We start from the raw sequence: 24,216 nt of genomic DNA on the forward strand, positions 1-24,216 counted from the left end.
TCCGAGGGCCTGCGGTCCTCCACTCGTCCGACCGGCGCTATCGGTACCCCGCGCGGAGATAGCCCTTGGCCTGCAGGCGTGCACCGGGCCCGAGGACCACCTTGACGTGGTGGACGTCGAGTTCCAGCCGGTCGAAGGCCCCCGGGCCCAGGAGCCTCGAGACCCGCCGCAGGCTCTCGGGCCACACGGCCGCCTCGAGGACGCGGCTCGACAGCTCCGTGGCACCGAGCAGGGCGTCTCGTTTGGCGGAGGTGCAGACGCCGGCCTCGACGAGGGCCTGCAACAGGCGGGGCCATCCCCCGTCCCCTGCCGGTGGAGCACCGCTCCCGCAGTAGCAGTCGAGGCCCAGCCTCTCGGCCACCCCGGTCTCGTCGACGTCGACGGCGAGCCACATCCGATCGGCCAGGTCCGCGATGGGTGCGATGCGTGCCAACCCGTCGGTGGTCCCCCGAGACCCCGGTCGCCGGAGACACGTGAGCACGTCGCCGAGGCTCATCCCCGCCACGACCACCCTGACGGCCGTGGTGGCGCGCGGGATCATCGCGCCGAGGAACCGCACCCGGGCGGTCGCCGGCAGGACCCGGACGAACTCGGCCAGTGCGGACAGGGTGCCGGGGGAGGGGCGTCCTTCCTGGAGGATCCCCAGGGCCGCTCCTGCGATCCGGACGAGCTCCTCGGGCCGCCGGGGCGGCGCGGGATCCCGAGGGCCCGGGTGTCCCGGGTCGAAGAAGACGCTGGGGGTGAGCGCGGCGGCCTGCCGGGCCGAGCCGACGTCGAACTCCAGCCAGACCTCCTCGACGGCACGGTGGAGCGGCGATGCGGCGTCCGCCCACGCGGAGGCGAACCGGCGGATCCGTTCCCAGCCGGGACCGTCCCCCGGGGGCCTGACGGAGTCCGCCCTCCCGAGTCGGGACAGGTCCGCCGGATCGCCCCGTGATGCCAGGACCGCGACCGAGAAGTCGGCCACGGGCGCGCCGTCCAAGGGGCACTCCAGCCCGAACGGGCCGGCGCCCAGTGCGGCCGGCAGCTGCTGCGCGACGGACAGGATCCTCTCCAGCGCCCGCCGGGACACCAGGTCGGACGGGACGTACGGGAGGAAGGGCTGCAGGCCCTCTCCGCAGGAGTCCACGACACCTCCGACGACGCGGCGACCGGGTGGCCGCCCGATCCTCCTCCCGCACGCGCGATCCCGGCCCCCGTCCAGCCGTGGAGGTCACGGCCCGTGTCCGAGGGGCGACTCGGGAGGACCTCCTCCGGCCCGACGGGGACGCCGTCCCGGGTGGTGTGGTCAGGCCGGGCTCCGCGCCGTCACGGTCCGCTCCCCGGCCTCCCCGGCCTCCCCGGCCTCCACGGCATCCCGGCGCCGGGGACCGTTGTCCCGGCGTGGGGACCGGCGCGATGCTGACCCATGGCGTCGAACCCCACGTACGAGCAGTCGAAGCAGGTCGCCGAGGCCGGCCGCGAGGCCGCGTGGACCCGGCCGTCGTTCGGCCGGGAGCTGTTCCTCGGCAACCTCCGCCTGGACCTGGTCCACCCGCAGCCGGAACTCGACCCGGCCGCGGTGGCGAAGGGGGAGGCGTTCCTCGAGCGCCTCCGCGCCTTCCTCACCGAGCGCGTCGACCCCCAGCGGATCGAGCGGGAGGCGAGGATCCCCGCCGACGTGGTCCGGGGCCTCGGGGAGCTCGGCGCCCTCGGCATGAAGATCCCCGAGGAGTACGGGGGACTGGGGCTGAGCCAGGTGTACTACAACCGGGCGCTGGCCCTGGCCGGCACCTGGCACTCGTCGATCTCGACGCTGCTGTCGGCGCACCAGTCGATCGGCCTGCCCGAGCCGCTGCGGCTGTTCGGCTCGGAGGAGCAGAAGCGGACCTGGCTGCCCCGGCTCGCCCGCGACGCCGTCTCGGCGTTCCTGCTCACCGAGCCCGACGTCGGCTCCGACCCCGCCCGGATGAGCACCACGGCGGTCCCGACCGACGACGGCACCGGCTACCGGATCACCGGCACCAAGCTGTGGGCGACCAACGGCGCCATCGCCGACGTCGTCGTGGTGATGGCCGTCGTCCCCGCGTCCGAGGGTCACCGGGGCGGCATCACCGCCTTCATCTGCCCCACCGACCGCCCGGGCGTCACGGTCGAGCACCGCAACGCGTTCATGGGGCTGCGGGGCATCGAGAACTCGGTGACCCGCTTCGACGACGTCCTCGTCCCCGCGGGCGACGTCATCGGCGGCGAGGGGAGGGGGCTGCGGATCGCGCTCACCACGCTGAACACCGGCCGCCTGTCGCTGCCGGCGTTCTGCCTGGCGGAGGCCCGGTACGCCCTGAAGATCGCGCGCGAGTGGTCGGCCGAGCGCCGGCAATGGGGCCGGCCGATCGGCGAGCACGACGCGATCGCGCAGAAGCTCGCGTGGCTCGCCGGCACCGCGTTCGGGCTCGAGGCAGTGCTCGAGGTGTCCAGCCGCCTCGCCGACGACAAGCGCAACGACATCCGCATCGAGGCCGCCCTCGCCAAGCTCTACGGCTCCGAGCTCGGGTGGACCGCCGTCGACGAGATGGTGCAGATCCGCGGCGGCCGCGCCTACGAGACCGCCGAGTCCCTCGCCCGGCGCGGCGAGAAGCCGGTGCCGGCCGAGCAGATGCTGCGCGACATGCGCATCAACCGGATCTTCGAGGGCTCCACCGAGATCATGCACCTGCTCATCGCCCGCGAGGCCGTCGACCAGCACCTGCAGGTCGCGGGCGGCCTGCTCGGCGACTCCGGCCTGGCCGACAAGGCGCGGGCCGCCGGGAGGGCGGGCGCCTTCTACGCCCGGTGGTTCCCGGCGCTGGCCACGGGCCCCGGCCGGCGTCCCGGCGCCTTCGCCGAGTTCGGCGAGCTGGCCGGGCACCTGCGCTGGGCCGAGCGCTCCGCGCGCAAGCTCGCCCGCTCGACCTTCTACGCGATGGCCCGCCACCAGGGGCGCCTGGAGCGCAAGGGCCGGCTGCTCGGGCGGATCGTCGACATCGGTGCCGAGCTCTACGCCGTCGCCTGCGCCTGCGTGCACGCCGACACCCTCGCCCGCGAGCGGCCCGACCACCGCCAGGAGGCGGTCGAGCTGGCCGACCTGTTCTGCGGCCAGGCCCGCCGCCGGGCCGGCCGGCTGTTCCGCGAGCTGTGGGCCAACGACGACGACCGCCAGTACGCGGCCGCGCAGCGGGTGCTCGCCGGCCGCTACGCGTGGTTCGAGGAGGACGTGCTCGACCCCGCCGGCGACGGCCCGATGATGCCGGCGCGCGCCCGGCCGGACGGGGCGCCGGTCCCGGTGGATGCCGCGGCCGCGCGGTAGGAGGCTGCCCGGGTGGCGGTGCACCCCGTGGAGCACGGGACCGGGCGGGCCGTGCGGGTGCTGCACGGCGCGGAGGTCGACCACCGCGAGACCGAGGCGTGCTTCGAGCCGCTGCTCGCCGGCGTCCCCGGCCTCCGGCGCGTCCACCCCGACCTGCCCGGGATGGGCCGGACGCCCGCTCCGCGGCCCTGCGCAGCGCCGACGACGTCCTCGGCGCGCTGCTCGCCTCCGCCGACGAGGTGACCGGCGGGGACCCGGTACCTGCTGGTCGGGCACTCGGCGGGCGGCCACCTCGCCCGGGCGATGGCCGCGCGGCGCCCGGCGCAGGTCGCGGGCCTCGCGCTGGTCTGCCCGCTGCTGCCGGGCGTGCGCGACGTCCCGGGGCACCGCGGATCGGCGCCCGCTGGGAGCTCACCCCGGACGGTGCGCCGCCCTACCCGGGCCCGACGCTGGTCGTGGCCGGGCGGACGGACTCCACGGTCGCGTACGCCGCCGCGGTGGACCTGCTGGACGTCCACCCGCACGCCACGCTCGCCGTCGTCGACGACGCCGGGCACGCGCTGCCCCACGAGCGGCCGGCGGTCCTGCGCGCCCTCCTCGCCGAGTGGCCGGCGCGCGTGCGGCGACGCGACGCCTCCCCGGCCGGCGTCGGCCGCGCCCTCGCGCCCGCCGCCCCGGCCGCGGCGACGACGGGTCAGCGCGGGAAGCGGTAGTGCAGGACGACCGTCCCCCGGCGGGACCAGGCCGTGCTGTGCGCCGCGAGCCGGTGGTACAGGCGCAGCAGCGGCGGGAACAGGGCGACCTCGGGCTCCCGGCTGAGCAGGATCTCCCGGACCAGGTGCAGGCGCGGGTCCCAGCGTTCGAGCTCGTGCGGGTCGTCGATGCCGGGGAACCGGAGGAGCCCGGAGACGGCCCTGGTGCCGGGCACGAGCCGGGTCGCCCGGAGGGCGAAGCGGGAGTAGCTGTTGAAGGCGATCTCGCCGGTGGGGAAGTGGCCGGTGAGCCGGTCGAGCAGGGTGGTCACCTCGCTCCGGTCGAGGAACCCGATCAGGCCGTCGGCGACGACCACCGCCGGACGGCCGGCCGGGACCGCGTCCAGCCAGTGCCCGTCCCGCACGTCCGCGGCGATCGTGCGGGTCCGCGCGCGGGCGGGCACGACGGCGTCCCGGACGGCGACGACGGCGGGCAGGTCGACGTCGAACCAGTCCACGGTGGGCGGCGGGGCGATCCGCGCCCACCGGGTGTCCAGCCCGGCGCCCAGGTCCAGCCCGACGGCGTCCGGGTGGCGGTGCACGAAGTCGGCCGCGATCTCGTCGAGCCGCTTGGCGCGCAGCGCGCAACTGGTGACCAGGTTGGCGTCGACGCGCACCCGGGCGGCGTCCGGGCCGAGTTCCCGGACGATCTCGTCGGCCAGCGCGTCCCCCAGGACGGGACGCGGCGAGCGGGCGTCCGCCGCCCGGGAGCGGAGCGTCACGAGGAGGCTCTGCTCCAGCGGCGTCAGGGCCGGCAGGGTGGTGACCATCGGATCGGCTCCCCGGTGTGTCGGACACCCCCGTGGGACCAGCCAAGCCCTCCGGGGGCGCGCCGCTCCAGGGCACTTCGGCCCCGGGGCGCCGGGGGCCGTGCCCGTGCAGGCACTGACGGGGGCGCCGGGCTGGGCTGCGGGGTCGCCGGACGCCGCGCCCGGAGGCCGCCCTCCCCGCTACCGGGCCAGGCGCAGCGGCGCCGCGACGGGGGCGGGGACGTCGGCCGCTGCCGATCCTCCGGGGAGGAGGACGAGCGCGGGACGGGACGCGGTCGCCCGGGTGCCGGCGAGCCGGGCCCGGAGGGAGACGTTCGGGTAGCCGGTCGGCAGCCGGCGGCACTCCTCGGGGGAGGGCGGTGGCGACGGAGGGGTGCCGGCGTCCTGTGCCAGGTGGACGTAGAGGATGCCGTCCGCGGGGTCGTAGGTCCTCATCTCGTCCTCACCTCCTCCCGGATCCCGCCGGTGCGGTGGCTCCGGTGTGCGGTGGCTCCGGTGTGCGGGGGCGACACCTGCGGTGCGATCCGGACAGCCACAGTGTGGCCCCGGGGTGTGACAGGAAGCGGACCCCGCCGCGGTGGCCGCCGGCCGCCGTCCACCAGGGGCCGGGAGCGGGACGGCCTGGTCAGCGGGCCAGGAAGTGCACGCCGAGCCAGGCCCACGCGAGGAGCACCGCCAGCCGGCCGGGGGTCGTGCGCATCGCCGCAGCGAGCGCCTGCGCCAGGGGAGCCGGGGAGCCCCTCCGGCGGGCGGAGACCTCCAGGGACAGGCCGGCGGCCAGGAGCAGCAGCACCGCCGTGACCGACACCGCGGTGCCGGTCACGACCGCTCCGGAGGAGCCGCGGGCCGGGTCAGCAGCCAGGCCCCGGCCGCCAGCCAGCCCAGGGTCGCCGCCGCCCGCGCGGCCGGGTGGGCGAGGAGCAGGTCGGCGAGGTCGCTCAGGGCCGGCAGGTCGCCGTCGAGGAGGGTGACCGCCTCCCACGCCAGGGCTGCGGCCAGCCAGGCGAGCCAGGGCAGGGCCCGGCGGCCGACCCGCGGGGCGCCCGCGCCGGCGTGCGCGGCCAGCCCGGCCGCCGTCGCCAGCAGGCCGGTGCCGCCGACGGCCAGCAGCGCGCCGGGGGACAGCTCCCCGGACACGGGAACGGCGGCGGTGCACCCGGCGGCCACGACCACGGCCGCGACCCGGCGGGTGCGGGAGGGGGATCCCACCGGTGCATGCTCGCCCATCCCGGCGCCGGGGGACGCTCAGCCGACCACCCAGGTGCCCTTGGCACCGGCGCCCTGCGAGGCGTTGACCACCAGCTCACCCCCGGTCAGGGACACCCGGGTGAGGCCGCCCGGCAGCACGGTCGTCTCCTCGCCGGCGCAGGAGGCGTACGGCCGGTAGTCCACGTGCCGCGGCACGAGCGCGCCGTCGACGACCGTGGGGTGGGTCGACAGCGCCACCGGCTCCTGGGCGATCCACTCCCCGGGGTCGGCCAGGACGGCGGCACGGGCGCGCGCGAGCCGGCCGGCGTCCGCGCGCGGGCCGATGAGCACGCCCCAGCCGCCCGAGCCCGAGCGCGGCTCGAGCACCAGCTCGGGCAGCCGGTGCAGCGCCTCGTCGAGGCCGTCCTCCGGGCTCACGCGGCCGCCGCCGGGCGGTTCGCGGCCGCGCGCTCGGCGACCGCGAGCGCGGCGCGGGCCACCCACCGGCCCTGCTCGGGGTCGGTGACGTCGAAGCCGAAGGGGGCGTTGGCCTCCAGCGCGAGCAGCCGGCCGTCCGGCTCGACGAGCACGTCCACGCCCATCAGCCCGCCGCCGAGCGCGGCGACCATCCGCGAGGCCAGCTGCGCCATCTCCGGCGGCGCCTCGTACACCTTCGGGTACACCGTGCCGTGGGTGACCAGCGCCCCCTCCTCCCGGGACTTCTCGTAGACCAGGGAGGTGGTGGTGGGCGTGGCGAAGACCCGCGCGCACGCCGGCTCGGCGATCCACTCCTGCAGCAGCGACGTGCCGCGCCGGTGCCCGCCGGCCGCCTCGTGCTCCCGCCAGCCGGCCTCGACCGCACGGGCGGCGTCGAGGTCGCCGACCAGCTCGACGTAGCGGGCACCGTCGCCGAGCGAGGGCTTGAGCACCATCCGCCGTCCCGGCATCGGCCACTCCCGGACCCGGGCGAGGTCCCACGCGGCCGGCTGCGGCACGCCGGCGGCCGCCCACACGGCGTGGGTCACCAGCTTGTCGGCGGAGGCGACCAGGGAGGTGACGGGGTTGAGCAGCGGCACGCCGGCCGCCTCGAGCAGCGTGGCCAGGGCGAAGGTCGGCGCGTAGGCCACGACCTCCTCGACCAGCACGTGCGCGATCGCCAGGTCGTAGCGGCTCGGTGGCGGGCCGGTGACCGGCCAGTCGTCCGGCACCCGGGCCAGCCGCTCGACCTCCGCGCCCTCCGCCTCCAGCGCCCGCACCCACGCGGCCGCGTAGCCGGCGTCCTCGTACCAGTCCTCGTCGGTGATCACCAGCAGCACGCGCACGCCGCCCTGGTGCCCGGGCCCCGGGCCCGCCGAACCCCCCGGGCCCGGCGCAGCACCGACGCGACGCGTGGGACAGCGTCAGGACACCGGGCGGTCCTACGGTGCGGACGCATGACGCAGGTGGTGCCGGGGAGCCGGTCCCGGGACGGGCGCTCGGCCGCGGCCCGCCGGCGGCGCAACACCGCCGAGCTCGCCGGCATCCTGCCGCCGAGCGGGCCCTTCGAGGCCTGGCTGGCGGCCGGCGGGGAGCCGGCGCCGGACTTCGCCCGGCTGCCGGCCCGCACCGGCCTGTGGTCCCCGGTCGAGGGCCTCCCCGGCGGCCGCGCCGGTGCCGCCGGGTGGCCGGCGCGGCGGGCGGTGCTGCGCGCCCGCTGGCGGCGGTGGCTGACCGGGGACCTCCCGCCTCCACCCCGCCGCACGCCCGCCCGCGTCGACCGGGTGCGCACGGCGGGCGGCGTGGAGGTCCGCGAGCTCGTCGTCGGCGCGGGCTGGTCGGTGCGGGCGCGGCTGCTGCTGCCCGTGCCCGCGGCGGGCGTGCGCCGCGACGTCCCGGTCTACCTCCTGCAGTCCGGCCACGGGTCGTGGGCGGAGGCGGCGCTGGCCCGCGGGTGGGGGGCCTGCCTGGTCTCGGCCGCGGACGGCGACGACGACACCGAGGACGTGGAGCGAGCCTTCCCCTCGGTGGTCGCCGGCCGGCTGGCCTGGCGGGCGTGGGCGCTGTCCCGGGTCCTCGACGCGCTGCAGGACCAGGCCGGCGTGGACGCCCGCCGGGTGCTCGTCGGCGGGCACAGCCGCAACGGCAAGACCGCGCTGCTCGCCGCCGCGTTCGACGACCGCTTCGCCGGCGTCGTGTCCAGCTCCAGCGGCGTGCTGGGCGCCATCCCCGCCCGGCTGTGCACCGACCGGCACTTCGGCGAGGGGGTGGAGCTGCTCACCCGGCACTACCCGGGCTGGTTCCACCCGCGGCTGCGCTGGTTCGCCGGGCGGGAGCACCGGCTGCCCACCGACGCGCACGAGCTGCTCGCGCTGGCCGCCCCGCGCCCGGTGCTGGTGTCGGTGGCGGTCGAGGACCCGGTCGAGCGCGTCCCGGCCGCCCGCGCCGCGGTGGACGCCGCGCGGGAGGCCCACGCGCTGCTCGGCCGGCCCGACGCGCTGGAGCTGGTGCTGCGCCCGGGCGGGCACCGGGCGGACGGGTCCGCGGTGGCCGCCCAGCTGGACTGGGCGCAGGCGGCGCTCGGCGGCCCACCCCGCCGTCCCGGGCGCGCGCCGGGAGCGCCGTCACCGGTCCCGTGGCCGGCCGACCGCGTGCGCTCGGGGCCACGCCCGTTCCGCGGCGAGGAGCTGCGAGCCGCCGTCCGCGCCGCACTCGGCCCGGCCGGGACCGCCGCCGGCGGGGCGGGGGAGGAGGACCTGCGGACCCCGGACGGCGTCGCGGTCACCCTCCTGCGCCCGCCGGACGGGCGGAGGAGCCGCGGGCTGGTGCTCTGGCTCGGCCCGCCGTGCGCCGCGACCGGGTGGCGGGCCGGGTACGAGCAGGCCGAGCCGCTGCCCGCGCTGCTGGCCGCGGCCGGCTGGGCCGTCGCCTGCCACGACCCGGTCGGCAGCGGCTCGCGGCACGGCGAGCACCCCGGGCCGGACTCCTCCCCGCTGGGCCGGATGACCGCCGACGCGGCCGCGGTGGCCGCCGTCGCCGCGGCGGCCACCGGGCACGACCGGGCCTGGGTCGCCGCCTACGGCACCGGGGCGCTGGTGGCGCTGCACCTGTCCGCCCTGGGGGACGTGCCGCCGGCCGGGATGGTGCTCACCGCCCCGAGCTGCGGGGAGCCGCTGCTGCGCGCCCGGCCCGGGTACACGCTCGCGGACCTGCTCGCGACGACGGCGGACCGCCCCGCGGTGGTGCTCGACCCCGCCTGGGACCCCGAGGCGCCGGCCGGCGCGGTGGCCGCCGCCTGCCGGGCCGCCGGGGTGCCGCGGGTGCCGCTGGCCGACTGGCACCGGCTGTCGGCCGCCACCCGGGCGGCGATGGTCGACTGGCTGGACCGGCAGGGGCCCCGGCAGGCTCCGTGAGCACGGTCCGCTGACCCGCCGCCGAGGAGGCACCCCGTGATCGACGACGTCGTCGCCCGCTGGCACCGCTACATGGAGAGCAAGGCGCCGGACGCCCTGGACGAGCTGCTCGCCGACGACGTCGTCTTCTACTCGCCGGTGGTGTTCACGCCGCAGGAGGGCAGGGCGATCACCACGCGGTACCTCCAGGCGGCGGCCGACGCCCTCGCCGGCGACGGTCCCGACGGGGCGTTCCGGTACACCAAGCAGGTCGTCGCGGGCGACACCGCGGTGCTGGAGTTCGAGACGAGCGTGCAGGGCAGGTACGTCAACGGGGTCGACATCGTGCGCTGCGACGACGCCGGGCGGATCGTCGAGTTCCGCGTGATGATCCGCCCGCTGCAGGCGATCCAGGCCGTCCACGAGCAGATGGGCAGGCGCCTGACCGCCGGCTCCTGACGGTCGCCCCGCGCGGGGCGCCCGGTGCGGCCGTGGATCCGCCCGCCCCGGGGACCTACCGTGCGGGGGTGGACGGCGTCCTGGCTGCCCTCGCTGCGTCGAAGCTCGCCCGCCTCCCCGCCCCCGCCCAGCAGCGGCTGCTCACGGGGGCGCGTCTCGTCCGCGTGCCGACCGGTTCGGTGATCCACCGGGAGGGCGAGACGGCCGAGCTGCTGGAACTGGTGGTGGACGGTCTCGTCCGCGTGTTCGTCACGGCGCCGGACGGACGCAGCCTGACCGTGCGGTACGCCCGTCGCGGAGCGCTCGTCGGCGTCGTGTCGATGTACGGGGCCGACTTCCGCCTGCCCGCGGGGATCCAGGCGGTGGTCGACTCCGAGGTGCTGCGTCTGTCGCCCGACGTCGTGCGCCGCGCCGCCGCCCAGGACCCGCAGGTGGCCGACGCGCTCCTGCGCGAGATGGCCGAGCGGGCGCTCAGCTTCATCTCCGAGATCCCCGGAAGCGCCTTCACCACCGTGCGGCAACGGGTCGCCCGGCACCTCCTGGACCTGGCGTCCCAGGGGTCCCGGACCGCCGGGGGGACGCGGCCGGTGCTCACGGTCCCCGTGAGCCAGCAGGCGCTCGCCGATGCGGTGGGCAGCGTCCGTGAGGTGGTGGTGCGGGTGCTGAGGGAGCTCCGCGAGGCCGGGGTGATCGCCACGCACCGGGACCACATCGACGTCCTCGACCCCGTCCGGCTGAGCCGGGAGCAGGGTGGAACCTAGGTCCCTGTCGCGCCCGCCCGTCGTCCCGACACTTCTCCCATGACCACCACGACGGATCCCGGGGGCGTCCGGTCCACGGCCGCCCCGGTCAGCGACACCGCCGTCGCCGGCCTCCGTGCCGCGCTGCGGGGCGAGGTCCTCACCGCTGCGGACGCCGGGTACGACGAGCACCGCAGGCTCTGGAACGGGTCGATCGACGGCCGGCCCGCCGTCATCGCCCGGTGCACGGGCGCGGACGACGTCCGCGCCGCCATCCGGTTCGGCCGCGACGAGCAGCTGCCCATCGCCGTCCGCAGCGGAGGGCACAGCTTCCCGGGGCTGTCCACCTGCGACGGCGGCCTGGTGATCGACCTCCGGCGGATGAACCGCGTCCGGCTGGATCCGGACTCCCGGGTGGCGGCCGTCCAGGCGGGGGTGCTGCTGGGGGAGCTGGACGAGCGGACCCAGGAGCACGGCCTGGTGGTGCCGGCCGGCATCGTCTCGCACACCGGGCTGGCCGGGCTGACCCTCGGGGGTGGCATCGGCTGGGTCATGCGCAGGGACGGCCTCACCGTCGACTCCCTGCTGTCCGCGGACGTGGTGACCGCCGACGGCGAGGTCGTCCGGGCCGGCGAGGACGAGAACGCGGACCTGTTCTGGGGGTTGCGCGGCGGCGGCGGCAACTTCGGGGTGGTCACCGGGTTCCGGTTCCGCATGCACCCCCTGGGGCCGCAGGTGATGGCCGGGGCGACCTTCTGGTCGACGGACGACGCCGAGCGGGTCCTGCGCTTCTACCGGGACTGGGTGGCCGAGGGGCCCGACGAGTTGATGACGATCGTCGTCCAGCGGCTCGCCCCGGCCCTGCCGGTGGTCCCGCCGGAGCTGGTCGGCCGGCCGGTGGTGGCGGTGGCGGCCTGCTACGCGGGCGACGTCGACGAGGGGCAGCGGGTCCTGGCGCCGATGCGGGGCTTCGGGACGCCGGTGCTGGACGTCGTGTCGCCGAAGCCGTTCGTGGCGCACCAGAAGATGTTCGACCCCTCGTTCCGGCACGGCTGCTGGTACTCCGTCCGCTCCTGCGACGTGGCGCGGCTCAGCGACGACGTGATCGACGTCGTCGTGGAGTTCGGCCGCCGGATCACCTCGCCGCTCAGCAGCGTGGCGTTGTGGCAGATGGGCGGGGCGGTCGCCCGGGTCCCGGACGACGCCACCGCCTTCAACGGCCGGTCCGCCGGGTTCACCTTCAACATCAACGGCAACACCGCCGGCCCGGACGGCTTCGAGGAGCAGCGCCAGTGGGCGCGCGACTACTGGACGGCCCTGGCCCCGTTCCACACCGGCGTCTACGTCAACTTCCTCATGGAGGAGGGGCAGGCCCGGGTGAGGCAGGCCTACGGGGAGACCAAGCTCCGGCGACTGACCGCGCTCAAGCGGCAGTACGACCCGACGAACCTGTTCCGGCGCAACCAGAACATCGCCCCGGGATGAGGTGGAGGGCGGCGCCCCGGGCGCTGGAGCGGTCGCGCACACACGCCGGGCCTCCTGCCCGGGGACCGGTGACGGCGCGGGCGGGGTCCCGCCCGCGGAGGTCGGTCAGGCCTTGGCCTTCCGCGGGCGCATCAGCCGCTCCATCTCCCTGGCGGCCCGCTGCTTCTCCTTGCGCTCGTCGCGCTTGGCCTTGACGGCCTTGCCCGACCTCTTCGTCGCGTGGTCGTCGTGGGGCGACTTGTCGGCCATCGGAGTGCTCCCTCGTCGACGGCAGGACCTCCTTGCTACATCCGGTCGCCCGGTCGCGCCAGGGAGTCCGGCGCGTCCGCTCGACCCGGGACGGGACTCCGCCCGGCCGGGACACGACCCCACCCGGAGACGCCGACGCCGGTCCACCCCGCCGCTCGCGAGCCCGCCCGCGACGGTGCCGGACCTCCGTGGCGCCGCCTGCCGCGTCCTCCACGGCGCCCGGCACGGCTCAGCGCGGCCAGCGCACCTCGATCCGGGTGACGGAGACCTCGATCCACGACCCGGTGGGACGCGTCGACAGCGCCTCCCGAGCCGCCTGCTCCAGCACGTGGCGTGCCGCCTCGGCGGCCCGTGCGGTGACGGCCGCCGCGACCGCGAGCGCCGAGGCGGTGACCAGGGACCCGGCGGTCGTGCCGCGTGACAGCGCCGGGAGCAGGGACCGCACCGCGGCCGGCACCGTGCCCAGCGGCGCACGGCGCCGGGGCACCCGGCTGCCGTCCGCCCGGTAGATCTCGCTCGGCTCGATCGGCTGCTGCCCGGCCACGGCGCCACCCCTTCCGTCCCCGACGCCCGATCCTCCCACCGGGCGCTCCCCGCGACGAGCGGTCCCGTGCGCGGAGCGGACGGCACGTCCACGGGACGGTGCGCCGCCCCCGGCACCGCCCGAGCTCGCGGGGACGGAAGACGTCCCGATCGCGCAGTGGATCCCTACGCTGGTGTCGTGGGCAACATCGGCAAGGAAGTCCGCCGCATCGAGGTCCTGCCCGTGCCCGAGCCGCCCCTCGAGCCGGTCTCCCCGGAGCGACCCCAGCCGCCCCGGGATCCCTCGCCCGTGGAGTAGCAGCGGTGGATCCCTACGGTGGCTTCGAGCCACGTGTGGGCCAGATCAGAGCGCTGCGCACCTTCCGGATCGGTCCGGACGGTGCCCTCTACCCGCTGTTCTCCACCGACCCCTGGCACGACGGCGCCAACGAGGCGCGCTGCCTGAACGGGGACCGCCCGCCGCACCCCAGCCCTGCTCCGGACTGCACGTGCGGCTTCTACGCCTTCGGCGCGGAGCAGTGGGCCGGTGACCAGCCGCGCAGCCGCCACGTCCTCGCCGTGGTCTCCTGCTGGGGTCACGTCGTCGCGGGGACCCGTGGGCTGCGCGCCGAGTTCTGCCGGATCGAGGCGCTCTGGCTGTCGGGCGCCGTGCCGGTGGACCTCACCGCGCGGGTCCGGCGGAACCACCCCTCCGTGGCGGTCTACGAGGACCGGTCCCGGATGCTCGCCGAGCACCCGCCCACCGAACTGGACTGCTACGAGCGGCCAGGCCGCGGAACCGGCCGCCCGGCGGGACGCCTGTGGTGGTCGGCCGCGATCGCGGCGGCCGTGCTGGGCGTCCTCCCCGCGGACTGGCTCGGGGGTGCCCGCAGCGCCGCGCTGCTGTCGGTGGTCCTGGGAACGGCCTTCGGGCTGGGCGTCCTGCCCCTCGCCCGGCGCGGTGTCGACAGCGGAGGGTCCGGCCGGCGCCTGCTGTGCCTGGCGACCTCGGTGTGGCTCTTCGCCTCGTTCCTGGGTCCCCTCGGCGCGGTGTTCGTGCGGTTGCCCCTGCTGCAGGCGGCGTCGATCGCCGGCCTGCAGCACGTGTGCCTGCTCATCGAGGGCCGCCGCATACCGGACCGGATCCCCTGACCGCACGCCGCTCGCTCCGCTGGGCCGGGGCATCGGTCCCGGTCCCGGCGGGGGCCGCGTCCTCGCGGCGCCCTCACGCCCGCTGGTCGACGGGTCCCCGCGCGGCCGGGGGTGCCGGGGTCCGCGGCCGCGGTGCCGGCCCGGTCGTGACCGCCCCCGCCGCCGTCCGCAGGGCCTCCTCGGCCTCGGCGACGAGGCGGGCGACCAGCTCGCGGGCCGGGACGACGTCGTGGACGAGCTGGACCGACTGCCCGGCGAACGGCAGCAGGTCGTGGCCGCCGCCGGCCCGCACGCGGGCGCGCAGCTCGTGCCCCACGCGCTCCGGGTCGACCGTCTCCGGCGCCCGCTCCAGCCGGGAGACCAGCTCGGTCCGCAGCGCCCGGGGCGCGTACGGCTGCCCGATCTGCGGGAGGGTGAACCGGGGCATCACCCGCTCGCTGTGCGGGACCTTGACCGCCTCGGTGGCGTCCGCGGCCACGATCCGGTCCTTCCACTCCTGGTCGACGCCCATCTCGGGAGTGGCGAGGAAGCGGGTGCCCAGGCTCGCCCCCTGCGCCCCGAGCGCGAGGGCGGCGGCCAGGCCCCGGCCGTCGGCGATGCCGCCGGCGGCGACCACCGGCACGTCCCCGGCCAGGTCGACGACGGCCGGCACGAGGACCAGGCTGCCGACCCACCCGCCGTTGCCGCCGGCCTCCGTGCCCTGGGCGACCAGCACGTCGGCACCGGCCTCCAGCGCGGCCTCCGCGGCCCGGACGTCGCCGACCGCCTGGATCCAGCGGATCCCGGCGTCGTGCGCACGCGCGACGAGGTCGGCGGGGACGCCCATGTGGAAGCTGATCGCCGCGGGGGCGAACTCGAGCGTGGCCGCGAACGCCTCGGGGTCGAACGGCCGCCCGGTGTGGTTGACCGCGAAGGGGCGGTCGGTGCCCTCCCGCACCCGCTGCCACTGCGCGCGCAGCTCCGACGGCCGGCGCAGCGCGGTGCCGAGGCTGCCGAGCGCCCCGGCCCGGCAGACCTCCACCGCCAGCGCCGTCTCGTCCCAGGGCCCGAACGGCGCGACCACCACCGGCACGGCGATGTCGAGCAGGTCGCACAACCGGGTCCGCAGCATCGCGAGCTCCAGGAGGAGGACGGGACACGGAGTGTGGCCCTCGGCGGCGTGCGGGGCCAGGGTGCCGGGCGCGCCGTCGCGGACGGCGTGCCGCGGGTGGTCGTCGCGCGGGGGTCGGGGCGGTGCGGCGGCCTGGTCGGGTGGGCGCCCGTGCTCCGTCGTCGCGGCGGACCGCGACGCCCGGACGGTCACCAGGTCGGCAGGCTGTCGGGGTACAGCAGCCTGACGATCCCGCCCCAGAGGTCGGTCGCGGGGACGGCCTCGCCGTCGGCCGCGTTCACCATCACCACCACGCTCGCCCCCTGCTCCGGCAGGTGGGAGATCACGTCGCTGTAGCCGAAGACCGAGCCGTTGTGGCCGACCCAGTCCCCGAGCTGGAGGACGCCGAGGCCGTACTGCACCCGGATGCCGCTGGAGGTGAGCGGCGTCCACTCCTGGCGCAGCCGGGCGGTCTCCGGGGTGAGGCCCGCCCCGGTCGCCAGCTGCTCGGCGTAGCGGAGCATGTCCGGCACGGTGGAGACGACCGCGCCGGCGGTGAACGGGACCTCGGGGTTGCTGTACGTCACGTCCCGGGGCTCCTCCGCGCCGGGGTCCGGCGGTGCCAGCTCGCTGTCGGTGTTCACGTAGCCGTGGGCGAACGGCTCCGGCAGGGCCGCGGTGGTGGGGTACGACGTCTCCGGGAGGCCGAGCTCCTCGATCACCGAGGTGGTCACCTGCTGTGCCGAGCGGCCGGTGACCCGCTCGAGGACCAGCCCGAGCAGCACGTACTCCGAGTTGGAGTACACGGTCGCCTCGCCCGGTGGGGTGGCCTCGCCGGCGTGCGCGCGGATGATCTCGAGCGCGTCGTAGGGGGACCACCCCGGCAGGAGCGGATCGGCGGCGTACCGCGCCAGGAAGTCCTCGTCCGCGACGAAGTCGTACACACCGGCGCGCATGCCCAGGAGGTCCCGGATGGTGATCTCGTCCCCGTGGGGGATGTCGGGGACGTACTCGTCCAGGCGGTCGTCGAGGGACAGCCGCCCCTGGTCGACCAGGCGCAGCACCGCCTGGGCGGTGAGGGTCTTGGTGACGCTGGCGATGCGGTAGTGCACGTCGGTGGTCATCGGGGTCCCCGTGGTGTCCGCGGTCCCGTAGGCCTGCAGGTAGCTCCCACGGGCCGGGTCGGAGATGCCGACCACCGCGCCGGTGACGCCGTCGGTCAGCGCGGCCCGCGCCAGTTCGTCGATCCGTGCGGCGAGGTCCGGGTCGAGGGTCGCGGCCGGGGCGGGAGCGGACCCCGCCGGGTGCTCGGGGGTGGCGGTGAAGCCGGTCGTCCCGGCCCCGGCGAGCAGGGCGAGGGCGAGGGCGGCGGGTCGCATCCATCGGCGCACGAGGAACAGCTCCTCCCGTGGAGGGGACGGGGTGGGGTCCCGGGGCCGGGCCCCGTCGTGGGGACCCGGCCGGCCGGGGTGCCGGTCAGCCGGCGTAGAGCTCGTCGATCACCGTCCTGGCGAGCTCGACGGCCGGGCCCTCGCCGTCGGGTGCGGGGGCGGTGGAGGTCCAGGTGACGACGGTGATGTCCCGCACCGGGTCGTGGCCCATGAAGGAGTTGGTCCCGGGGAGCTCACCGGTGTGCCCGTACACGGGCCCGAAGCGGGCCAGGCCGAGCCCGTAGCCGGGGCTCGCCGGGTCGTCCGGGTCCACCGGCTGGACGCTGGCGATCCGCTCCTGCTGCAGCCGCGGGCTGAGCAGGCACCCGTCGACCAGTTCCTCCACGTAATCGGCGAGGTCCTCCGCGGTGGAGATCCCGGCGCCCGCGGTCCACCCCCAGGAGGGGTTGGTGTCGGTGACGTCCATCGGCTCCAGGGTCCCGGCGGTGGCCGCGGCCTGGACCTCGGGTGGGAGCACGAGGCTGTCGATCGTCTCCACGTTCGTGCCGAAGGTGTACATCCGCGGGTGCGGCTCGGGGATCGACGCGTCGGTCCGGGCCGGGAAGGAGGTCTCGTCCAGCCCCAGCGGGTCGAAGATCCGGTCCTGGAAGGCCTGCTCCACCGGGACCCCGGTGAGCTGCTCGATGATCAGGCCCAGCAGCACGGTGTTGGTGTTCGAGTACAGGAACCCCTCGCCCGGGGGGAAGGCGGGCGGCTCGGCGAGGCCGATGGCGAGCAGCTCCTCCGGGTCCCACACCCGGCCGGGGTTGCTGTCCATCTGCTCGTTCAGCGTGAGGTCGGTGGTGTAGTTGGCCAGGCCGCTGGTCATGTCGAGCAGCTGGGCGATGGTGATGTCCTCCCCGTCGGGCACGTCGGGGCGATACCGCGACACCGGGTCGTCCAGGCCGATCCTGCCCTCGTCGACCAGCTGCAGGACCACCGTGGCGGTCCAGGTCTTGGTGTTGCTGCCGATCCGGACGTGGTCGGCGAGCGAGACCGGCTCGGTGCCGTGCCAGGTCCCGGTGCCCATCGTGGTGGCCCAGTCGCCCAGCTCGGGGGACCGCACCAGGACGACGGCGCCGGTGACCGCCAGGTCCCGCACGATCCGGTCGAGTTCGGGCTGCACGGCCGCGGCGTACGCCGGGACCCCCGACGACGCCGTCGCGTTCCCGGGCGACGCGTGCGCCGGGGCGGGGGCCACGACCAGCAGCGCGGCCGCCGTGGCCGCGATCGAGGCGGTCAGCGAGCCGGCCGACCGGGGACGACGCGACCCGCACGAGCGCTCTGCAGCTGTCATGGTCGACCTTCCGAGGGGAGCCGGTCCGGGGGCGTAGCCGACCCTGGCGAGGTCGCGACCGCCGGCCAATGGACCGGGGTGGCCCGCTCACCTGGACCTGGGTACAGGGTCCGGCGGGAGTCGTGGCCGGTGCGACGCCGCACCGGGCGCACGTCGCCGGTGCCATGCTGCACCGGTGGCGCATCGGGGCGGTGTCCGGTCGCCGCTGGCCCGGGCGCTGATGGTGGGCCTCGCGCTGATCGGCGCGTCCGGTGCCGTCGTCGCCGGCGTCGAGATCGCCCTGTTCGCCGACCGGGGTGGCGCCGGGTGGTGGCTGCTCGCCCTGTTCCCGGCCGGGGGGCTCGTCCACCTGGCCGCGGGGCTCGAGGCGTGGCGGCGCCGGCCGAGCAACCGGACCGGCCCGATCATGGTCATCGGGGCTCTCTCGTGGTTCGTGGCCGCCCTCGCCAACACCGGGACACCCGTCCTGGTGGCGGTCGGTGTCGTGCTCGCCACCACCCCGCTCGCCGTGACCGTCTGGCTGCTGCACGCCTTCCCGTCCGGCCGCCTCCGCTCGCGCACCTCCCGCCTGACGGTGGTGGGGGCCTTCGGGGTGTCCCTGGTCCTGCAGGTCCCGACCTACCTCTTCGACGCGGGTGCCAGCCCGGGCGGCGTGCTCTCCGTCGGCCACCGGGTGGACCTGCTCGCCGCCGGGACCTGGCTCCAGCGGGCCGCCGGGATGGTCGTCATGCTCATGACGGCGGGTGTGCTCGCCGGGCGGCTGCGGACCGCGACGCCCGGCCAACGGAGGGTCCTGCTGCCGCTGTACGCCTACGGGATCCTGGCCGTCCTGGCGACGCCGCTGGGTCCTCTCCTGGGTCCGTCCGCCGGTCTCTCGCCCGTGCAGGTGGTCGGGCTCCAGATCGGACTGCTCGCCGGGGTGCCCGTCGCCCTCGCGGCGGCGGTGCTGCGCGGGGGGTTCGCGAGGACCGCCGAGATCCAGGAGCTCGGTGCCTGGGTGGCCTCGCCCGCCGCCACCCCGGAGCGGCTCGCCGAGGCCCTCGGGCGGGTCCTCGGGGACCCGTCGCTGCAGGTCGTCTACGCCTCGCGCGACGGGCGCACGCTCGTGGACGGGAGCGGCGCACCGTTCGACGCGTCGGCGCTGGGCGAGCACCGCGACCTGGTCGACATCGAGCTCGGGTCGCGACGGATCGGCGCCGTCGTCTACGACACGACGGTGGTCGACGACGCCGAGCTGGTCCGCGGGGCGGGGCAGGTGGCCGCCCTCGCCATCGACCACGACCGGCTGACGGCCGAGCTGCGGGCCAGCCACGCCGACCTCCGGCAGTCGCGCGCCCGCCTCGTCGAGGCCGGCGACCGGGCGCGGCAGCGCATCGCCCAGGACCTGCACGACGGTCTGCAGGTGGAGCTCGTCCTGCTCGCCCTGGAGGCACAGCAGCTGGCGCACGTCGACGGGGCGGCCGATCTCCCCGGCGCGGCGACGCGCCTCCGTGTCGGCATCGACGGTGCCGCCCGGCACCTCCGGGGGATCGTGCACGCCCTGATGCCGGCCGCCCTCGTCGAGCGGGGCCTGACCGCGGCGATCGAGGACCTGGTCGACCGCGTGCCGCTGCCCACCCGGCTGGCGGTGGCCGAGGTCGACGGGCGCTTGCCGGCGACGGTCGAGAGGACGGCCTACTTCGTGGTCGCGGAGGCGCTGACGAACGCGGTCAAGCACGCCGCGGCCGCCACCCTGACCGTGACGCTCGAGCACGCGCCGGCGCGGCTCGTCATCGGCGTGACCGACGACGGCGTCGGCGGTGCGACCCAGGAGGGTGGGGTGGGGCTGCGCGGCCTCGCCGACCGTGTCGACGCCCTCGGTGGCCGGTTCACCGTCGACAGCCCGGCCGGCGGGGGCACCCGGCTGCTGGTGGAGCTGCCGTGCGGGTCGTGATCGGCGAGGACGAGGCGCTGTTGCGCACCGGGCTCACGCACGTGCTGCAGGCGGCCGGCTTCGACGTCGTCGCCGCGGTCGGGGACGCCCACGAGCTGGTCCGCAGCACGGAGGAGCACGCCCCCGACGTCGTCGTCACCGACATCCGGATGCCCCCCGACCGCAAGGACGCGGGCCTGCGCGCGGCGGTGAGGATCCGCCGGGAGCACCCCGGGATCGCCGTCCTCGTGCTGTCGCAGCACCTCCAGCGCGCCTACGCCGTCGAGCTGCTGGGCGACCGCTCGTCGGGCGTCGGCTACCTCCTCAAGCAGCGGATCGCCGACGTCGACACGTTCACCGACGACATCCGCCGCATCGCTGCCGGCGGCACCGTCCTCGACCCCGAGGTCGTGAGCCTCATGGTCGCCCGCGCCAGGGGGCACCACGGTGCGCTCGACCGGTTGACCCCCCGCCAGCAGCAGGTGCTCGCCCTGATGTCCGAGGGGCGGACCAACGCGTCGATCGCCCGGACCCTGTCCGTCACCGAACGGGCGGTCGTGCAGCACACGTCCCACATCTACGACGAGCTCGGCCTGGCGCCCAGCGACGACGACCACCGCCGGGTGCTGGCGGTGATCCGCTACCTCTCGTCGTGAGGGGCCCACCGACGAGCGCCGTCGGGGGCTCGCTGACAGGGTGGGCGACATGGCCCCCGTCTCTCCCGTCGTCGTGGTGACCGGTGCGAACGGCCTGGTGGGCACCGCGGTGTGCAGGGCGCTCGTCGAGCGGTCGGCGCGGGTGCGCGCCGTGGTCCGCCGCGCCGGCGGCGCGCCCGCGCTCGACGGGGTCACCGAGCACGTCGGCGACTTCGCCGACGAGTCCCTCGCCCGCGCGGTGACCCGGGGCGCCGACGCGGCCGTCACGACGGTCCACCCGATGGGCTCGCCACGGGAGGTCCAGCACCGGGTGGGCGTCGAGGGCACGGCGGTCCTCGCCCGGGCCGCCCGCGACTCCGGCGTCGCCCGGCTGGTGCACCTCTCCACGGCGGGGGTCTACGACCGCTCGGCCGGCGTCGGGGACATCGCCGAGGACGGCCCCCTCCTGCCCGAGGGCAGCGGCGACTACCCCGACACCAAGAACGCCGCCGACGCCGCGCTGGCGCAGGTCGGCGGGCTCACGACCGTGCTGGTCCGCCCGCCGGCGGTCCTGGGCACCGGCGAGACCTCGGTGTGGAACACGCTGCGACCGCGGGGGATCCGCGACGGCGGGGACCGCCGGGCCGACCCGTCGCAGACCTGGCCCTGGGTGCACGTCGAGGACCCGGCGGCCTTCGTCGCGGACGTCGCCACCGGTGCCGTCGCGACGTCCGACGACCCGGAGCGGGGCCCCGTGGCCGGCGGCACGACCCCGGTCATCGTCGCCGGTGAGCCCGCGACGTGGCGGGACTACCTCGGCACGGTGACCGACGCGCTGGGCGTCGCCCCGGAGTGGACCGACGAGCCGGTGTGGACCGGGCAGCTGCTCACCGACCGCGCGCGGAGGTGGGGCTGGGTGCCCCGGGTCGGCCTCGCGCAGGCCCTGGAGGAGCTGCGGCGGGGCCTGACGCCGCGCGGGTGACCGTCAGCGCGCGGCCACGCGGAAGACCGGCCAGCCGATCTCGGTCCGCCAGGCCGACGGGTCGGGGGTGTCGCGCGGGCCGGCCAGGTAGGTCTCCCGCACCGGCCCGGCCACCGCGAGGGCGTTGGCCACCACCCAGGTCCCCAGCTCGCCGTAGGTGACGTCGATGTCGTGGTGCTCGCCGACGTGGGTGGTGACGGCCAGCTCGACGGCCGGCAGGGTCACCGGGTGCACGCGGCCGCTGCTCGGCGGCCGGGCCGTCGGCCGGTACACGAGCGCGTGCCCGCGGCCGGCCTCGAAGAGCGCGTTGTCGTACAGCCCTCCGGGGACGCCGGTCGGCTCGCCGACCACGGCGTCCAGCTCGGCCGTGGCGCCGGCGTACCAGGGGAGGAGCTGGTCGTGCGTCACGTCGTCCTCGACCGCGGCCACGGTCGTGGCCGGCACCGCGCGCACCTCGACGTCGAGCGGGGCCGGCTCCGGTCGCAGCAGCCGGCGCAGCGACGCCACCGCGGCCCGGGTGCGGTCCAGTTCGGACTCCAGCCGCTGCAGGTGCTCGGAGACCAGCGCGGCACGGGCGCCCGGGTCGGGGGAGCGCAGGATGCGCTGGACGTCGGACAGGGGGACGTCGAGCTCGCGCAGGCGGTGGACGACCTGGGCGGTCGGGATCTGGTCCGCGCTGTAGTAGCGGTAGCCGGTGGCCTCGTCCACGGTCGCCGGCTCGAGCAGGCCCGCGTCGTGGTACCGGCGCAGGGTGCGCACGCTGAGGTGGGTCAGCCGGGAGAACTCGCCGATCGCCAGCACCGGAGCACTGTGGACCCTCCCCCTGGGGGAGGGTCCACCGCTCGACCCTCCCCCAGGGGGAGGGTGCACCGTCGGGGCGTGACCACACCGACCGGCATCCGGCCCGACCAGCTGCCCGCGACGATCCGCGGCTTCCTCACCGCGCACCGGGCCCGGGAGGCCGACGTCGCGCTGCGCGCCTTCACCCCGACCGCGGTGGTCGTCGACGAGGGCAGGACCCACCGGGGCACCGAGGAGATCCGGCGCTTCCTGTCCGAGGCCGGCGCCGGGTTCAGCTACACCACCGAGCTCGTCGGTGCCGAGCGCGTCGACGACGCGCACTGGGTCGCCACCCACCGGCTGGAGGGCGACTTCCCCGGCGGCGTCGTCGACCTCCGCTACCGCTTCACGATGGACGGCGACCTCGTCGCGGGGCTGGTCATCGCCCCGTGACGACCGCCGTCCGGCGGTCACGCCCCGGCGCTCGGCAGGCTGTGCCAGGTGTCGTACGCGACGGCGGCCGCGCCCTCGACGTCACCGGCGGCGCAGAGCCGGATCAGCTCGTCGTGCCGGGGGACCGACGCCCGGCCGCGGAGGGAGCCGAACCGCAACCGCTCCGCACGGCGCACCGTGGGCGTGAACTGCTCGAGGACGGTCGCGAGCGCCCGGTTGCCGGAGATGCGCACCAGGACGCCGTGCAGCTCGTCGTCGATCCGGAGGGCGGACTCGACGTCCCCGGAGTCGACGGCGGCGGCGAACCGGCGGTTGGCGTCGCGCATGGCGGCCAGGTCCGCCTCGGTGAGGACGGGGACGGCCTCCCGGACGGCGAGCTCGTGCATCGCCGCGACGACGTCGCGGGCGTCCCGGACCGCGCGGACGTCGAGCGGGCTCACGACCGTCGACCGGCCCGGCCGGGCCAGGACCAGCCCGCTGTGCGCGAGGCGCAGCAGCGCCTCGCGGACCGGCGTCCGGCTGACGCCGAGCCAGGCGGCGAGCTCCAGGTCCCTGAGCTGCTCGCCGGGGGTGAACGTGCCGTCGACGATCGCGTCGCGCAGGCGGCGGTAGACGTCGTCGCGCAGCAGGCCGCGGTCGACCCCGGGGCTCGTCGGGGGGATCGGCACGGGTGGACCTCCTGGCGGTACCGGGCGCACGGACGGCGGGACGAGGCGGAACGAGGAAGCCCGGAGGAGACCCTTCCTGCCCATCATCCCTGCATGCAATATATCGCATAGCGGAGGCGTTGGCGGGGGACGCAGGAGAGGTGCCACCGGACGGGCGACGTCGGAGCGCCCGCCTGACCGATGAGGAGGAGCCATGACCAGCAGCACGCTCGAGACCCGCACCGCCCCGCCCACGGTGGTGCTGGTCCACGGGGCCTTCGCCGACTCGTCGAGCTGGAACGGCGTGATCGCCCGGCTCCGGCGGGACGGCCATCCGGTGATCGGGGTGGCCAACCCGCTCCGTTCGCTGCACGGCGACGCCGCGCTCCTGCGCGACGTCCTGGAGAGCGTGGACGGGCCGGTCGTCCTGGCCGGCCACTCGTACGGCGGCAGCGTGGTGAGCGAGGCGGCCGCGGGGCTCCCGCAGGTGAGGGCGCTGGTCTTCGTCGCCAGCTTCCTGCTCGACGAGGGGGAGAGCACCGGTGAACTGACCGGGAGGTTCCCGGGCAACGAGCTGGGGTCGGCGCTGCGCCCGGTGCCCGTGCAGGGTCCCGACGGGCAGACCGTCGACGACCTCTACATCGAGCAGGAGAGGTTCCGGCCGGTCTTCGCCGCCGACGTGCCGGCGGACGTCGCCGAGCTGATGGCCGTCACGCAGCGGCCGATTACCGGCGACGCGCTCGCGGACAAGGCGACGAAGGCGGCCTGGAGGACCGTCCCGTCCTGGACCCTGGTCACGCTCCAGGACCTGGCCGTCCCGGCCGGGGCCCAGCGGTTCATGGCCGAGCGGGCGAACTCGCACACCGTCGAGGTCGATGCGTCGCACGCCGTGACCGTCTCCCGGCCCGACGTCGTCGCGCGGCTGATCGAGGAGGCCGCCCGCGCGACGGCCGCCTGATCGCAGCGGCTGACGTCAGGCC

The 24,216-nt window shown here is 76.6% G+C and carries 27 protein-coding genes; 13 read left to right on the forward strand and 14 right to left on the reverse strand.

The window, feature by feature from the left end; translation table 11 throughout:
* Positions 1 to 37: 37 nt before the first annotated feature.
* Positions 38 to 1,129, reverse strand: coding sequence for a hypothetical protein (locus ACI8AK_RS21095; RefSeq protein WP_456957859.1), 1,092 nt, complete (start codon positions 1,127 to 1,129; stop codon positions 38 to 40).
* Between the two features lie 279 nt (positions 1,130 to 1,408).
* On the opposite strand from ACI8AK_RS21095, the gene ACI8AK_RS21100 reads away from it, so the two are divergent.
* From ACI8AK_RS21100 to ACI8AK_RS21110, 3 genes are all read left to right on the forward strand, one after another.
* Positions 1,409 to 3,325 (forward strand): acyl-CoA dehydrogenase family protein, encoded by a 1,917-nt coding sequence (locus ACI8AK_RS21100; RefSeq protein WP_456957861.1) that lies wholly within the window; start codon positions 1,409 to 1,411, stop codon positions 3,323 to 3,325.
* Between the two features lie 12 nt (positions 3,326 to 3,337).
* Entirely contained in the window at positions 3,338 to 3,568 is a 231-nt protein-coding gene (locus tag ACI8AK_RS21105; protein WP_456957863.1) for a hypothetical protein, read from the forward strand.
* A gap of 212 nt (positions 3,569 to 3,780) precedes the next feature.
* Complete coding sequence (locus tag ACI8AK_RS21110; protein ID WP_456957865.1) at positions 3,781 to 4,038, forward strand: alpha/beta fold hydrolase; 258 nt, start codon at positions 3,781 to 3,783, stop codon at positions 4,036 to 4,038.
* Here ACI8AK_RS21110 and ACI8AK_RS21115 read toward each other — a convergent pair.
* The 6 genes from ACI8AK_RS21115 to ACI8AK_RS21140 all read right to left on the reverse strand — a co-directional run bounded on the left by ACI8AK_RS21115 (position 4,020) and on the right by ACI8AK_RS21140 (position 7,357).
* A complete protein-coding gene (locus ACI8AK_RS21115; protein ID WP_456957867.1) occupies positions 4,020 to 4,847 on the reverse strand; it encodes a class I SAM-dependent methyltransferase in 828 nt (275 codons plus the stop codon). The two genes, ACI8AK_RS21110 and ACI8AK_RS21115, sit on opposite strands and share 19 nt — an antisense overlap.
* 180 nt (positions 4,848 to 5,027) lie before the next feature.
* A complete protein-coding gene (locus tag ACI8AK_RS21120) occupies positions 5,028 to 5,282 on the reverse strand; it encodes a hypothetical protein (RefSeq protein ID WP_456903631.1) in 255 nt (84 codons plus the stop codon).
* Between the two features lie 190 nt (positions 5,283 to 5,472).
* Positions 5,473 to 5,670, reverse strand: coding sequence for a DUF6186 family protein (locus ACI8AK_RS21125; protein ID WP_456957869.1), 198 nt, complete (start codon positions 5,668 to 5,670; stop codon positions 5,473 to 5,475).
* A complete protein-coding gene (locus tag ACI8AK_RS21130) occupies positions 5,667 to 6,056 on the reverse strand; it encodes a hypothetical protein (RefSeq protein ID WP_456957871.1) in 390 nt (129 codons plus the stop codon). Before ACI8AK_RS21130 ends, ACI8AK_RS21125 begins: the two co-directional genes overlap by 4 nt.
* A 36-nt stretch (positions 6,057 to 6,092) precedes the next feature.
* Entirely contained in the window at positions 6,093 to 6,473 is a 381-nt protein-coding gene (locus tag ACI8AK_RS21135; protein ID WP_456957873.1) for a circularly permuted type 2 ATP-grasp protein, read from the reverse strand.
* The gene (locus ACI8AK_RS21140; RefSeq protein ID WP_456957875.1) at positions 6,470 to 7,357 is read right to left on the reverse strand and encodes an ATP-grasp domain-containing protein; all 888 of its coding nucleotides are present in this window, start codon (positions 7,355 to 7,357) and stop codon (positions 6,470 to 6,472) included. The genes ACI8AK_RS21135 and ACI8AK_RS21140 overlap by 4 nt, the downstream gene beginning before the upstream one ends.
* 111 nt (positions 7,358 to 7,468) lie before the next feature.
* On the opposite strand from ACI8AK_RS21140, the gene ACI8AK_RS21145 reads away from it, so the two are divergent.
* From ACI8AK_RS21145 to ACI8AK_RS21160, 4 genes are all read left to right on the forward strand, one after another.
* The gene (locus tag ACI8AK_RS21145) at positions 7,469 to 9,424 is read left to right on the forward strand and encodes a glucuronyl esterase domain-containing protein (RefSeq protein WP_456957877.1); all 1,956 of its coding nucleotides are present in this window, start codon (positions 7,469 to 7,471) and stop codon (positions 9,422 to 9,424) included.
* A 36-nt stretch (positions 9,425 to 9,460) separates the two neighbouring features.
* Positions 9,461 to 9,862, forward strand: a complete 402-nt coding sequence (locus ACI8AK_RS21150) for a nuclear transport factor 2 family protein (protein ID WP_387989441.1) — start codon at positions 9,461 to 9,463, stop codon at positions 9,860 to 9,862.
* Between the two features lie 68 nt (positions 9,863 to 9,930).
* A complete protein-coding gene (locus ACI8AK_RS21155) occupies positions 9,931 to 10,623 on the forward strand; it encodes a Crp/Fnr family transcriptional regulator (RefSeq protein ID WP_387989444.1) in 693 nt (230 codons plus the stop codon).
* A 39-nt stretch (positions 10,624 to 10,662) separates the two neighbouring features.
* Positions 10,663 to 12,087: an FAD-binding oxidoreductase gene (locus ACI8AK_RS21160; protein WP_387989447.1), complete on the forward strand. Its 1,425-nt coding sequence runs from the start codon at positions 10,663 to 10,665 to the stop codon at positions 12,085 to 12,087.
* A 105-nt stretch (positions 12,088 to 12,192) separates the two neighbouring features.
* On the opposite strand, the gene ACI8AK_RS21165 is transcribed toward ACI8AK_RS21160, so the two are convergent.
* Both ACI8AK_RS21165 and ACI8AK_RS21170 read right to left on the reverse strand, forming a co-directional pair.
* Positions 12,193 to 12,336 (reverse strand): hypothetical protein, encoded by a 144-nt coding sequence (locus tag ACI8AK_RS21165; protein WP_387989450.1) that lies wholly within the window; start codon positions 12,334 to 12,336, stop codon positions 12,193 to 12,195.
* Between the two features lie 229 nt (positions 12,337 to 12,565).
* Positions 12,566 to 12,880 (reverse strand): hypothetical protein, encoded by a 315-nt coding sequence (locus tag ACI8AK_RS21170; protein WP_387989453.1) that lies wholly within the window; start codon positions 12,878 to 12,880, stop codon positions 12,566 to 12,568.
* 332 nt (positions 12,881 to 13,212) lie between these two features.
* Between ACI8AK_RS21170 and ACI8AK_RS21175 the strand changes: the two genes are divergently transcribed.
* A complete protein-coding gene (locus tag ACI8AK_RS21175; protein ID WP_387989456.1) occupies positions 13,213 to 14,010 on the forward strand; it encodes a hypothetical protein in 798 nt (265 codons plus the stop codon).
* A 73-nt stretch (positions 14,011 to 14,083) separates the two neighbouring features.
* On the opposite strand, the gene ACI8AK_RS21180 is transcribed toward ACI8AK_RS21175, so the two are convergent.
* From ACI8AK_RS21180 to ACI8AK_RS21190, 3 genes are all read right to left on the reverse strand, one after another.
* A complete protein-coding gene (locus ACI8AK_RS21180) occupies positions 14,084 to 15,313 on the reverse strand; it encodes an NAD(P)H-dependent flavin oxidoreductase (RefSeq protein WP_456957879.1) in 1,230 nt (409 codons plus the stop codon).
* On the reverse strand, positions 15,310 to 16,491 hold the full coding sequence (locus ACI8AK_RS21185; protein ID WP_456957881.1) for a serine hydrolase domain-containing protein: 1,182 nt from the start codon (positions 16,489 to 16,491) through the stop codon (positions 15,310 to 15,312). The genes ACI8AK_RS21180 and ACI8AK_RS21185 overlap by 4 nt, the downstream gene beginning before the upstream one ends.
* An 85-nt stretch (positions 16,492 to 16,576) precedes the next feature.
* The gene (locus ACI8AK_RS21190; RefSeq protein ID WP_456957883.1) at positions 16,577 to 17,827 is read right to left on the reverse strand and encodes a serine hydrolase domain-containing protein; all 1,251 of its coding nucleotides are present in this window, start codon (positions 17,825 to 17,827) and stop codon (positions 16,577 to 16,579) included.
* Positions 17,828 to 18,002: 175 nt separating this feature from the next.
* Here ACI8AK_RS21190 and ACI8AK_RS21195 point away from each other — a divergent pair, with 175 nt between their 5' ends.
* Genes ACI8AK_RS21195 through ACI8AK_RS21205 form a run of 3 tightly spaced genes read left to right on the forward strand, consistent with a single transcriptional unit; the run spans position 18,003 to position 21,356 of the window.
* Entirely contained in the window at positions 18,003 to 19,760 is a 1,758-nt protein-coding gene (locus tag ACI8AK_RS21195; protein WP_456903623.1) for a sensor histidine kinase, read from the forward strand.
* Positions 19,748 to 20,395, forward strand: coding sequence for a response regulator transcription factor (locus tag ACI8AK_RS21200; RefSeq protein WP_456903622.1), 648 nt, complete (start codon positions 19,748 to 19,750; stop codon positions 20,393 to 20,395). The genes ACI8AK_RS21195 and ACI8AK_RS21200 overlap by 13 nt, the downstream gene beginning before the upstream one ends.
* A gap of 49 nt (positions 20,396 to 20,444) precedes the next feature.
* Positions 20,445 to 21,356, forward strand: a complete 912-nt coding sequence (locus ACI8AK_RS21205; RefSeq protein ID WP_456957885.1) for an NAD-dependent epimerase/dehydratase family protein — start codon at positions 20,445 to 20,447, stop codon at positions 21,354 to 21,356.
* Between the two features lie 3 nt (positions 21,357 to 21,359).
* Here ACI8AK_RS21205 and ACI8AK_RS21210 read toward each other — a convergent pair whose 3' ends face one another.
* On the reverse strand, positions 21,360 to 22,157 hold the full coding sequence (locus tag ACI8AK_RS21210; RefSeq protein WP_387989475.1) for a MerR family transcriptional regulator: 798 nt from the start codon (positions 22,155 to 22,157) through the stop codon (positions 21,360 to 21,362).
* Positions 22,158 to 22,235: 78 nt separating this feature from the next.
* Between ACI8AK_RS21210 and ACI8AK_RS21215 the strand changes: the two genes are divergently transcribed.
* Positions 22,236 to 22,589, forward strand: a complete 354-nt coding sequence (locus tag ACI8AK_RS21215; protein ID WP_456903620.1) for a nuclear transport factor 2 family protein — start codon at positions 22,236 to 22,238, stop codon at positions 22,587 to 22,589.
* 17 nt (positions 22,590 to 22,606) lie between these two features.
* Here ACI8AK_RS21215 and ACI8AK_RS21220 read toward each other — a convergent pair whose 3' ends face one another.
* Positions 22,607 to 23,257: a GntR family transcriptional regulator gene (locus ACI8AK_RS21220; RefSeq protein ID WP_456957887.1), complete on the reverse strand. Its 651-nt coding sequence runs from the start codon at positions 23,255 to 23,257 to the stop codon at positions 22,607 to 22,609.
* Positions 23,258 to 23,450: 193 nt separating this feature from the next.
* On the opposite strand from ACI8AK_RS21220, the gene ACI8AK_RS21225 reads away from it, so the two are divergent.
* The gene (locus tag ACI8AK_RS21225) at positions 23,451 to 24,194 is read left to right on the forward strand and encodes an alpha/beta fold hydrolase (RefSeq protein ID WP_456957889.1); all 744 of its coding nucleotides are present in this window, start codon (positions 23,451 to 23,453) and stop codon (positions 24,192 to 24,194) included.
* Positions 24,195 to 24,216: the final 22 nt, after the last annotated feature.

It is taken from the genome of Geodermatophilus sp. SYSU D00867 (assembly GCF_054050315.1).

What these genes read in the sequence shown, in the direction of transcription:
- ACI8AK_RS21165 (WP_387989450.1), bottom strand. Translation starts at nt 12,336, where the DNA reads ATGGCCGACAAGTCGCCCCACGACGACCACGCGACGAAGAGGTCGGGC.
- ACI8AK_RS21190 (WP_456957883.1), bottom strand. Translation starts at nt 17,827, where the DNA reads ATGACAGCTGCAGAGCGCTCGTGCGGGTCGCGTCGTCCCCGGTCGGCC.
- ACI8AK_RS21145 (WP_456957877.1), top strand. Translation starts at nt 7,469, where the DNA reads ATGACGCAGGTGGTGCCGGGGAGCCGGTCCCGGGACGGGCGCTCGGCC.
- ACI8AK_RS21115 (WP_456957867.1), bottom strand. Translation starts at nt 4,847, where the DNA reads ATGGTCACCACCCTGCCGGCCCTGACGCCGCTGGAGCAGAGCCTCCTC.
- ACI8AK_RS21100 (WP_456957861.1), top strand. Translation starts at nt 1,409, where the DNA reads ATGGCGTCGAACCCCACGTACGAGCAGTCGAAGCAGGTCGCCGAGGCC.
- ACI8AK_RS21120 (WP_456903631.1), bottom strand. Translation starts at nt 5,282, where the DNA reads ATGAGGACCTACGACCCCGCGGACGGCATCCTCTACGTCCACCTGGCA.
- ACI8AK_RS21225 (WP_456957889.1), top strand. Translation starts at nt 23,451, where the DNA reads ATGACCAGCAGCACGCTCGAGACCCGCACCGCCCCGCCCACGGTGGTG.
- ACI8AK_RS21205 (WP_456957885.1), top strand. Translation starts at nt 20,445, where the DNA reads ATGGCCCCCGTCTCTCCCGTCGTCGTGGTGACCGGTGCGAACGGCCTG.
- ACI8AK_RS21160 (WP_387989447.1), top strand. Translation starts at nt 10,663, where the DNA reads ATGACCACCACGACGGATCCCGGGGGCGTCCGGTCCACGGCCGCCCCG.